The organism is Streptomyces sp. NPDC047028, assembly GCF_040644095.1.
Classification (GTDB): domain Bacteria; phylum Actinomycetota; class Actinomycetes; order Streptomycetales; family Streptomycetaceae; genus Streptomyces.
In genome coordinates, this window is sequence record NZ_JBEYVS010000088.1 from 1 (window position 1) to 10,712 (window position 10,712).

A 10,712-nucleotide genomic window follows, 5' to 3' on the forward strand; every position below is an offset into this window, starting at 1 on the left:
TTCTCCGGGGCGCCCTGGCTGCTGATTGAGATGTGCGCGCCTTGTGCGGTCGCTGATTACGGAGATGACAGCGGGGTGTTCCTCGGGCCGACGGCTTGCCGAACGGCGCGAGGAGGGGCGAGTGAGTGAGCGGAAAGCGCAGGTCTGGGTGGGTGTCGACGCAGACAAGGGCCACCACTGGGCGGCTGTGGTCGACGAGACCGGCGCCACGTTGTGGTCGAAGAAGGGCGTTGCTGCGTGACGGACGGATCTTCACCTCCGCCCCGCCGGTCACGCAAGCGGCTTGACTTCGTCATTGAGACTCCTTCGATGTACCGGGGGTGGCGGGGGCGGTGGTGGTGTCGGCCGGAAGGGGCGCGGCGGTGGCGCGGTGGGCCGGGTCGGTCGTGAAGGTGACCGGGGTGCGCGGGGTGTTGTCGACGTGCAGGCGGAAGACGTCGAAGCGGTTGTAGTGCCCGACGATGTCGTGCATCTGCTTGGGCTGGATGCACCGGGTGAGGTCGATCTCGCCGTAGACGATGCCCTCGTCGTCGACGAGCGGCTCGGTGACGGGGCGGCCGTCGGGTCCGAAGATTCCCGAGAGCGCGCTCCGTGGGCGGGCGAGCATGCGGCGTACGTCCTCGTCGTCACCGGCGATGGTGTCCACCATGTCCGGGGAGATGGTGGAGCAGGCGACGACGGAGAAGACCTTGCCCTCGAAGCTGTGCGCGGCGGTGCGTACGGCGATGGCGTCGGCCATGTCGTAGTCCTCGGGCGCGACGGGCAGCGCGATGTAGCTCGCCGCGTGGACCAGTTCGCCCTGGGCGAGGAGGGTGAAGCGGGCGAGGGTGTTCGTGTTCTCACCGCAGGCCAGCGCGCCGAGCGGCCCGACCGGGGTCTCGTGGACTCGCAGCGAACTTCCGTCGCCGCCGGTCCAGGTCAGCTTCTCCGCCCAGGTGGGCACCAACTTGCGGTGCACACCGAGGAGTTCTCCGTCGGGGCCGATGGTCAGCAGCGTGTTGTAGAGGATGCCGAGGCTGTGGGGGCTGCGTTCGTTGACGCCGATGACCGCCACGACACCGTGCCGGCGGGCCGCGGCGCGCAGAGCGTCCACGTGCGGGCCGGGGATGTCGACGGACGCCTGCCACAGGCGCTCGAACCACGGGGAGCCCTGGACCGGGTTCATGGTCCAGTTCCAGTAGGGGTAGCCGGAGACGAAGACCTCGGGAAGACGACCAGTTCCGCTCCCTGCGAGGCGGCCTCCGCCAGGAGGGACACGGCCTTCTCGACCGTGGCCGCCGGATCCAGGAACACGGGTGAGGACTGCACGGCCGCCGCCGTGAAGCGGGGCAGCCGCCCCCGCTGCTTCTCTTCCATCTCTTCCTCCTGTCAGACGGCTGTCGCCGCCGGCTCGGGCAGCCACCGCTGGTGCACGGGCGCGGGTGTGTCCCGGAGCAGCTGGAGGCGGGGCGGTATGCGGTCGGTGCGGGCACCCGGCGGTCTGCCGCTGCCCGCCCTCCAGGACACGGGCCAGGGCGCGGCCGGCCCGGTGTAGTCCTGTGCGGCCGCGGCGTGGAGCGTCCACAGCGGGTCGTGCAACTGGGCACGTCCTACGGCGCACAGGTCCGCCCGGCCCGCCAGGATGACCGAGTTGACGTCGTCGTACGTCGAGAGGGCGCCCACGGCGATGACGGGAACGCCGACGGCGTTGCGGATCAGGTCGGCGTACGGCGTCTGGTAGCTACGGCCGTACCGTGGGCGCTCGTGGGCCACGACCTCTCCGGTCGAGACGTCCACGGCGTCCGCCCCGGCTTCCCCGAGGGCCCGGCACAACTCCACGACGTCGGACTCGCTGATGCCGCCCTCGGCCCAGTCGGCGGCCGAGATACGGACGATCAGGGCCTTGCCGAAGGGCCACACGGCGCGGACGGCTTCCAGCACTTCCAGCGGGAGGCGCATCCGGCCTGCGAGGCTTCCGCCGTAGGAGTCGGTCCGCCGGTTCGTCAGCGGTGACAGGAAACTCGACATCAAGTGCCCGTGCCCGTACTGGAGTTCCAGTACGTCGAAGCCCGCCCGGTCGGCGCGGCGGGCCGCGGCGGTGAAGTCCTCGGTGAGGGCGTCCATGTCCGCACGCGTCGCCTCCCGGGGCGTCGCGCTCTCCGCGTCCCACGCCAGGGCGGACGGGGCGAGCAGGGGCCACCCGTTGTCACCGAGCGGCACGCACCGGCCGTCGGACCGCGGAGTGCTGGTCGCGGCGCGGCGTCCGGCGTGGGTGAGCTGGACGCCGAGGCAGGTGTCCGTCTGCCCGCGGACGAAGTCGGTGATCCGGCGCCAGGCCGCTTCCTGCTCGTCGGTGTACAGGCCCGGGCATCCCGGTGTGGCACGGCCGTCGGCACTGACCGCCGTCATGCCGGCGATGACCAGGCCCGAGCCGCCGAGCGCCTGGGTGCTGAGGTGGACGAGGTCGAAGTCGCCGGGCACGCCGTTCTGCGCGGAGTACAGGGCGGTGGGCGGTACCACGACGCGGTTGCGCAGGCGCAGACCGCCCAGCTGGAACGGCCGGAACATCGGCGGTGCCGGGACGGCCTGCCCGCCGATCGCCGTACGGTCCGCGTGCCAGGCGTCCACCGCGCCGGTGAACGCCGCGTCGCGCACCCGCAGGTTGTCGTAGGTGACGCGTCGGCTGCGGGTGAGCAGGTTGAACGCGAACTGGAGGGGCTCCTGCCCGGTGTAGCGGCCGACGTTCTCGAACCATTCCAGACTCGCCTGCGCGGCCCGCTGCGTGGACTCGACGACGGGCTTGCGCTCGGCCTCGTACGCGGCCAGGGCGGCGGGCACGTCCGGGTGTTCATGGAGGCAGGCCGCCAGGGCGAGGGCATCCTCCATCGCGAGCTTGGTGCCCGAGCCGATGGAGAAGTGCGCCGTGTGGGCGGCGTCTCCCAGCAGGACCACGTTCTCGTGCCGCCAGCTGCTGTTCCGGACGGTGGTGAAGCGGATCCACCGTGAGCCGTTGGGGATCAGCCGGTGGCCGTCGAGGTGGTCGGCGAGGATCTCCTCGCACAACCGGATACTGGCCTCGTCGTTCGCTCCCGGCGGGAGGTCACGGGCGGCGAACGCCTCGAACCCCGCGCGCCGCCAGGACTCCTCGTCGATCTCGACGATGAAGGTGCTGCGGGTGTCGTCGAACGGGTACGCGTGGACCTGCACGGTCCCGAAGTCCCGCTCCGCGACGATGAAGGTGAAGGCCTCGAAGACCTTGTCGGTCGCGAGCCACATATAGCGACAGTGCCGCTCGTCCAGGTCCGGTCCGAACGCGTCGGCGTACGCGGCCCGGGTCTGCGACCGTACGCCGTCGCTCGCCACCACGAGGTCGTAGGCACCGGCGAGTTCGGCGGCCGGCGGGGCCTGCGTGCGGTAGCGCACGTCGACGCCCAGGGCCGCGCACCGGTCCTGGAGGATCCGCAGCAGGCGCTTGCGGCCCAGGGCGGCGAACCCATGGCCGCCGGAGGTGAGGGCCTGGCCCTGGTAACGCACGTCGATATCGCTCCAGCGGGCGAACTCCGCCGACACGGCCTCGTGGATCGCGGGGTCGGCCTGCGCGATGCCGTCGAGGGTCTCGTCGGAGAACACCACGCCGAATCCGAAGGTGTCGTCGGCCGCGTTGCGCTCCCAGACGGTGATCTCCCAGTGCGGGGAGAGCTGCTTGGCCAGGGCCGCGAAGTACAGGCCGCCGGGCCCTCCGCCGATGACTGCTACGCGCACGGCGTCCTCCTTGTGGTTCGAGGAACAACGTATGTCGTAATTCCTACGCTCGTCAAGAAAACTCGATAGAACTGCATGGGTGTCACCATCTGCCCTGCTCAGCCCCCGAGTTCGGGAGCCTGTGCCCCCGCCTTCGTCAGGAGCTCGCGCACCTCGTCGGGCCAGGGCGTGGCACCGGCGGCGTCCGCGGCGGAGTGGGCGATGCTCATACGGCCACGGGCGGCCTCCTCGTCGCCCTGGCCGCGCACGCTGAAGGCGTAGTGCAGCGACGTGGTGCCGACCTCGACGACCCGCAACTCGATGCGGACGAGGTCTCCGAACCACAGCCGGGCGCGGTAGTCGGCCTCGAAGTGCACGCGCGGTGTGCTGCCGAAGAGGTGGGCGAGACCCAGCCGGCGCAGGAGAGCGGCCTCCGCCGCCTCGACCCAGCGCACGACGGTGGAGTGGTGGTAGTGGCCGGCGGCATCGGTGTCGGGCCATTCGACACGGCGCTCGACGACCATGCCGGGCAGGGCCTCGGGGACATCGTCGGTACGGTCACCGCGGGACGGATTCGTCCCCTGATCGCTGGGGGCTTCCATGGGGTGCCTTTCGGCAGCCGGAGCGAGGTCGGCTGCGGGGTGTCATGCAGGCCGGGCGGATGGCTTCCGGGCTGCGGTTGAAGGGGTTCAGCCGGCCGCGTTCGCGGCGCGCCGGCGCAGCTCGCCGCGCTGCAGCTTCCCGTTGCTGGTGCGGGGCAGTTCGGTCACGAACTCCACGGCACGGGGGTACTTGTAGGGCGCGATGGTCTGCTTGACGTGGTTCTGGAGCTCCTTGACGGTCACGTCGTCGGCGGCCACGCCCTCGCGCAGGACCACGAACGCCTTGACGAGCATGCCGCGCCGGTCGTCCGGCACACCGACGACACCGCAGTCCGCCACGTGCGGGTGGACGAGGAGCGCCTTCTCCACTTCGGGGCCGGCGATGTTGTACCCGGAGGAGACGATCATGTCGTCGCTGCGGGCCACGTACCAGAAGTAGCCGTCGCCGTCCCGTACGTAGGTGTCTCCGGTGATGTTCCAGCCGTTCCTGACGTACGTCGTCTGGCGCGGGTCGTCGAGGTAGCGACAGCCCGTCGGTCCGGTGACGGCGAGCAGGCCGGGCTGTCCGTCGGGAACGGGCGCGCCCGTCCTGTCGACGACCATCGCGCGGTATCCCGGGACGGGCTTGCCGGTGGCCCCCGGACGGATGTCGTCGTCGGCCGCGGAGACGAACACGTGCAGCATCTCGGTGGCACCGATGCCGTCGATGATGCGCAGCCCGGTCGCCGCGTGGAAGTCCTGCCACACCCGGGCGGGCAGCGCCTCGCCGGCCGACACGCAGCGCCGCAGACCCGACAGGCGGTCCACCATTCCGGCGGCCATGATCGCCTTGTACGCGGTGGGCGCGGTGAACAGGACCGTGACGCCGTGCTCCGCTACGAGATCGGCCAGCCTCTCCGGCGACGCCTGTTCGATGAGCAGGGTCGCCGCCCCGGCATGGAGGGGGAAGACGACCAGGCCGCCGAGCCCGAAGGTGAAGGCCAGCGGGGGCGTGCCGGTGAAGACGTCGTCCGGGCGGGGCCTCAGGATGTGCCGGGCGAACGTGTCGGCGTTGGCGAGCACGTCCCGGTGGAAGTGCAGCGTCGCCTTCGGGCGTCCGGTCGTACCGGAGGTGAAGGCGATGAGCGCCACGTCGTCGGCGGCGGTGACGACGCTGGAGAACTCGCCGCTCTTGGTCGCACAGCGGCGAACCAGGTCGTCGTCGTCCGGACCGCCGTAGGAGAGGACCGTCAGGCCCGGCGCGTCGGCGGCCCTGAGTTCGTCGACGTAGCGGTGGTCGCACAGGGCGACGACGGGACGGCTGATGTCGTGCAGCTGCGCCAGTTCGGGGGCGCGCAGCAGGGGCATCGTGGTCACCACGACGCCGCCGGCCTTCAGCACGCCGAACCAGCAGGCCACCAGCCAGGGGTTGTTGGGACCGCGCAGCAGGACGCGGTTGCCGGGGCGCAGCCCCAGGTCGTCGGTGAGGACCTGGGCGACCTGGTTGGCACGGCGGTGCAGGTCGCCGTAGCTCCACCGGTCGGTCGGGGTGAGCAGGCAGGGACGGTCGGCGCCCCACCTGTCGACGGCGTCGTCCAGGAGGCGCACCGCGCAGTTGAGCCGGTCGGGGTACCGCAACTCCGGGAGATCGAAGTGCAGTCGGGGCCAGAGAGGAGAGGGAGGAAGCCGGTCGCGGCAGAACGTGTCCGCGTGGGCGGACGGGGAGAGCTCCATGGGGCGCACACCTCGGTTTCGGGGGCAGCGGGGGGAGTGCGCCAAGTATTTCGCTAAATTGACGAGCGTCAAGATTTCACGACAAGATTTTTGAGTCGCGAGGCCGTGGTTCCGCTCCACGGGTTGGCCCGACCGCCCCAAGTGTGTTACACGTGTAACAGCGTACTCCCACCCGCAGAAAGAGGCGGACATGACCCAATCCCCCGCTATGGATCCGGCCGCGCCGGCCGGCGACATCGACATGGAGTGGCCGCCGCCGCCCTTCCTCGCCCCCGCTCCCGCGCCGGCCGGCCAGGACGGCGTGCGCCGCTTCGACGGTCTGACCTACGCACGCAAGCCCGGGTACCGGCCGTGTCTGCTCGACGCCCACGTGCCCGCGGCCGAGCAGCCGGTGCCCGCGGTCGTGTGGATCCACGGCGGTGGCTGGCTGGACGGCGACCGCCGGTTCCCGCCGCCGACCGTGCCCGTGGAGCTGCTGTACGGCACGATCCTGGGGGCCGGTCTCGCCGTCGTCAGCATCGACTACCGGCACAGCCTGGAGGCGCCGTTCCCGGCGCAGTTGCACGACGTGAAGGCCGCCATCCGCTATGTGCGCCGCTTCGCCGCCGACCTCGGCATCGACAAGGACCGGATCGGCGTCTGGGGCGAATCGGCGGGCGGCCACCTGGCCGCCCTGGCCGGTCTCGTGCGTGGCGACGGCACCGACGCCGCGACGGCGCTGGAGGGCGCCGAGGGCGTGCGGGACGAGGACAGCGGCGTACGGGCCGTGGTCGACTGGTACGGGGTGTCGGACCTGGAGGTGCTGCTCGACCAGGCTCTGCCTACCGTGCCGGGTGGTCCGTCCTACCCGAACCCGTTCACCGCGCTGCTCGGAGGCACCACCGAGCAGTTGCCGGAACTCGCCCGGGCGGCAAGCCCGGTCACCTACGTGGGTCCGGGTGAGCCCCCGCCCTTCCTCCTGATCCACGGCACGGCCGACGGCCTGGTGCCGTACAGCCAGAGCGAGGCCCTGGCCGTGGCTCTCGAAGGCGCCGGTGGTGAGGTCACCCTGCAGCCGGTACCGGATGCCGACCACATCTTCCTGGGGGCGCCGGACGTGACACCGATCGTCTCCGCCAGCGTGGCCTTCCTCGCCCGGCATCTGGGTGCCTGAACGGGCCTTCCGCCCGCTGCCACTCCCCCGCGCCTGGGCGCCGGACGACGTGTCCGGCGCCCAGGCGTCCCGAGTCCCCTCCCCCAGCCGCTGCCGATCGCCCGACCCCGGTCTACCGGCCTCCCGGTCTCCCGCTCGAAGCGGCCGTTCGCCCCCACGTCCCAGCCGGCCGGGCCGTACAGCCCGGCCACGAGAGGTACCTCATGACCCGCACGACGACGGCCGGGCCTGCCGCCTCGGCTCCCGTGACCAGTCGGCACCGCCGTCCCACTCCCTCGCTCGCGCCGTCCGGGGCGCTCGGGCTCGGCATGCTCTTCCTGCTCGTCACCGCCGCGCTGGCCGCAGCGGTGCTCGCGCACCCGGCCCGGCCGGTCTTCCAGCACATCGACGACACATGGCTGCGCTGGATGGGGGGACCGCACGACGGGCCGTACGCCGCTGTGGCCGCCGTGTTCAACTGGCTCGGCGGACCGCTCGGGGTGGTGGTGCCCGTGGGGCTGGCGGTCTTCCTCGGTGTCCGGCGGCGCTGGCCGTCACTGGCGTTCCTGCTGCTCACCTACGTGGTGGGTGACATGTTGCTCGTCCAGATCCTGAAGTACGGGGTGGCCCGGCCGCGCCCGGCGCACCCGCTGGTGAGGGTCGACCACGGCTCGTTCCCGTCGGGCCATTCGGCGGGGATCGCGCTCCTCGTCGTCGTGGTGGGCGCTCTCCTGGTCCCCGCGGCCCGTCGCCGTGATTGGTGGATCGCGGGAACGGTCCTCACGGTGGTGATGATGTGGAGCCGCACCTGGCTGCACGCGCACTGGCTGAGCGACACCCTGGCCGGCGCCGTGGCGGGCGCCGGTGCGGCTCTCGTGCTGTGGTGGCTCTGCACACCGCTGCTGGCCAGGGAAAGACCGACGTCACCGGGACGGGCCACCCTCGACGGACCGAACGGACCGAACGGACCGGCCGGTCACGAGGACTGACGGTGGACCAGCACCGGCTCCATGCCCTCCAGCTCGGGCGGGTCCTTCCTGTCGATCAGCGCGTGCACGGCGTCGGCGACCTGCGAGGTGGTCGGCAGGTGCAGCCGGACGGTGGTGAGCGGCGGGTCCTGGAGTCCCGACAGCACCAGGTCGTCCGCCCCGACGACGGCGACGTCGTCCGGCACGGAGAGCCCCTTGGCGCGCAGCGCGTGCAGCAGCAGGGCCGCGTACTCGTCGTTGTAGGCGAACACCCCGTCCAGGCCCAAGTCGGCCCAGCGGTCCGCCAGTTCCGCGGCGGACTCGTGGGAGTAGGACATCTCAACGCCGGTGACGGCAGCGGTGCTGCGGGCGGCGACACTCTCCGCTCCGGCCAGGCGCGGCCGGGCGAAGACCGCCAGGCCGCGCTCCCGGGGCATGATCACACCGATGTTCCGGCGGCCGCGCGAGACGAGGTGCTCGGTGGCCAGCGCGCCCACGCGGGCGTGGTCGAAGTCGACGGTGCGGACCCCCTTCACCTCGCGGGAGGCGAACGCCAGCACGCCCCGCACACCGGCCCTGTTCAGCACGTCCGCGGCCTGGTCGGTCAGGCTGTCGCCGTCGAGCGCCACGACCGCCGCCGGTCGCAGTTCCGCCCAGGCGCGGGCAGCGCTCACCGGGTCGGAGAAGCGCCCGGTGTGCAGCACCGTGACGTACCCGTACTGTTCCAGTTCGCTCTGCAGGTCGTCGATCCAGGCGCTGACCAGGCGGCCGACCGCCGAGACGGAGGCCGGCATGACGACGAGGTTGCTCCGCCCCGCCCGCAGCGAGCGGGCGGCGGCGTGCGGGACGTAGCCCAGTTGCTGGGCCGCCGCCAGCACCCGGGCGCGCGTGGTGGCGCTGACCCGGTGGGCCTGGGTGTCGTTGAGGACGAAGGAGACGGTGGCGCGCGACACCCCCGCCAGACGCGCCACGTCCGCGCTCGTGACGGCCGCCGGCGCAGTCGGCTCCTTGCCCATGTTTCCGCAACTCCGTTCCTCCCGGTCGTCCGACCGGCCTACCAGCAAGGTTACACGCGTTAGCGCGAGCGCCGCAGCGTGCCCGTGCCGCCGCCACGGAAGGAGTCCGATGGAACCGACGCACCACACCGGCGCCTCGCCCGCGTACCCGCACGCAGTGGGCCCGGTCCCGCTGTACGGCCGGGCGCTCGACCAGGACGCCGACGCTCTGTACGCCGCGCTGCGCCGGGACCGGAGGCCGGTCGTCGTGGTGGAGATCGCCCCCGGCGTCGTCGGCCGGCTGGTGCTCGGCCATCGCGAGGTCCTGGAGGTCATCTGGAACGCGGAGCTCTACTCCAGCGATCCTCGCCGATGGAACGCCATGACGCGCGGGACGCTGCCACCGGACGCGCCACTGGCACCCCTGCTCCGTCCCCGCCCGGCCGCCGTCCGGCTCGACGGCGCCGAGCACCTCCGGCACCGCCGGGCCCTGACCGAGACCCTCGGCCGCGTCGATCTGCGCAGGCTGGGCCATCTGGTTCGCCGCCGGGCGCACCTCCTGGTGGACGGCTGGGCGGCTCGGGGCGCCGCCGACCTCATGGCGGATTTCGCGGGGCCTCTGGTCTGGCGCGTCTTCGCCGATCTGCTGGGCCTGGCCGAGGAGTCGGCCGACAGGTTCGGCGCGCTGGCCGGGACCGTCGTGCACGCCTTCCCCGAAGCCGGACGGGCCGAGACACAGCTCGTGGACTCTCTGCGCCGACTCGTGGTCGGGCGGACTGCCGCACCAGGGCCCGACCTGTCCTCGTGGCTGGTCCAGGAAAGCCCGCTGACCGACGACGAGACGGCGCACAACCTCCTGTCCCTGGCCCTGATCGGCGGCACCGGCACGATCGGCCTGATCGGCAACGCCCTGCGCCTGCTTCTGGCCCATGACCGGCCGGGGCTCCTCGCGACCCGGGACAGGTCTGCGTCACACCTCGTCGAACTGGCGCTGTGCGCGCACGCGCCGCTGCCGAACATGGCCGGACGATGGGCGACCGCCCACACCGTCCTGGCGGGGCACCGCATTCAGGCCGGTGACCTGGTGATCCCCTGCCTGTCCGCCGCCAACGCCGAACTGGCCCAGCAGGACACCCCCGTCTCGCACACACGGGCGCATCTGGCCTGGGGTACCGGCACCCACGGCTGCCCAGCGAAGGACGCGGCCCGCATCATCACCGAGGGAGCCCTCACCGTGCTCCTGGACCGGCTGCACGACATCCGCCTCATCAGAGCGGACGCCGCCCCGCACTCGTCCTCGCTGTGGTCGGGGGCTCCCGCGAAGCTGCCCGTGGTGTTCTTCACGGCCGGCCCGGAGGTCGAAGGCCGGGGTGCGGTACACGTGACTCCCGCCCTCATGGACGCACCGGAACTACGCCGAAGCGAACATCCGGTCGCCGAGACGCCCTCCGAGCGATGGAGTTGGTGGCGCTCCTTCGGCTCGTGGTGACCCGGGCGCGACGCAGCAACGACTTCTGGGACGCGGTGAGCGAGCCGTGCGGGCTGCCAGGGTGGTTCGGCCGAAACCTGGACGCGTGGTCGG

The 10,712-nt window shown here is 72.0% G+C and carries 8 protein-coding genes and 1 pseudogene; 4 read left to right on the forward strand and 5 right to left on the reverse strand.

Annotation, left to right across the window (positions count from 1 at the left end; translation table 11 throughout):
- Positions 1 to 292: 292 nt before the first annotated feature.
- From ABZ854_RS36310 to ABZ854_RS36325, 4 genes and pseudogenes are all read right to left on the reverse strand, one after another.
- Positions 293 to 1,356: pseudogene (locus ABZ854_RS36310) on the reverse strand (carbon-nitrogen hydrolase family protein).
- A gap of 12 nt (positions 1,357 to 1,368) precedes the next feature.
- Positions 1,369 to 3,741, reverse strand: coding sequence for a bifunctional salicylyl-CoA 5-hydroxylase/oxidoreductase (locus ABZ854_RS36315; RefSeq protein WP_361220089.1), 2,373 nt, complete (start codon positions 3,739 to 3,741; stop codon positions 1,369 to 1,371).
- 98 nt (positions 3,742 to 3,839) lie between these two features.
- The gene (locus tag ABZ854_RS36320) at positions 3,840 to 4,322 is read right to left on the reverse strand and encodes an acyl-CoA thioesterase (RefSeq protein ID WP_361220092.1); all 483 of its coding nucleotides are present in this window, start codon (positions 4,320 to 4,322) and stop codon (positions 3,840 to 3,842) included.
- Between the two features lie 87 nt (positions 4,323 to 4,409).
- Positions 4,410 to 6,035: an AMP-binding protein gene (locus ABZ854_RS36325; protein ID WP_361220095.1), complete on the reverse strand. Its 1,626-nt coding sequence runs from the start codon at positions 6,033 to 6,035 to the stop codon at positions 4,410 to 4,412.
- A 190-nt stretch (positions 6,036 to 6,225) separates the two neighbouring features.
- On the opposite strand from ABZ854_RS36325, the gene ABZ854_RS36330 reads away from it, so the two are divergent.
- Complete coding sequence (locus ABZ854_RS36330) at positions 6,226 to 7,188, forward strand: alpha/beta hydrolase (RefSeq protein ID WP_361220097.1); 963 nt, start codon at positions 6,226 to 6,228, stop codon at positions 7,186 to 7,188.
- Between the two features lie 203 nt (positions 7,189 to 7,391).
- Positions 7,392 to 8,156, forward strand: coding sequence for a phosphatase PAP2 family protein (locus ABZ854_RS36335; protein ID WP_361220100.1), 765 nt, complete (start codon positions 7,392 to 7,394; stop codon positions 8,154 to 8,156).
- Here ABZ854_RS36335 and ABZ854_RS36340 read toward each other — a convergent pair.
- Positions 8,144 to 9,151: a LacI family DNA-binding transcriptional regulator gene (locus ABZ854_RS36340; RefSeq protein WP_361220103.1), complete on the reverse strand. Its 1,008-nt coding sequence runs from the start codon at positions 9,149 to 9,151 to the stop codon at positions 8,144 to 8,146. The two genes, ABZ854_RS36335 and ABZ854_RS36340, sit on opposite strands and share 13 nt — an antisense overlap.
- 109 nt (positions 9,152 to 9,260) lie before the next feature.
- On the opposite strand from ABZ854_RS36340, the gene ABZ854_RS36345 reads away from it, so the two are divergent.
- Both ABZ854_RS36345 and ABZ854_RS36350 read left to right on the forward strand, forming a co-directional pair.
- Positions 9,261 to 10,619, forward strand: a complete 1,359-nt coding sequence (locus tag ABZ854_RS36345) for a cytochrome P450 (protein ID WP_361220106.1) — start codon at positions 9,261 to 9,263, stop codon at positions 10,617 to 10,619.
- Positions 10,586 to 10,712: barstar family protein (locus ABZ854_RS36350; RefSeq protein WP_361220109.1), on the forward strand; the 127-nt coding region annotated here is incomplete at its 3' end. The genes ABZ854_RS36345 and ABZ854_RS36350, both read left to right, overlap by 34 nt.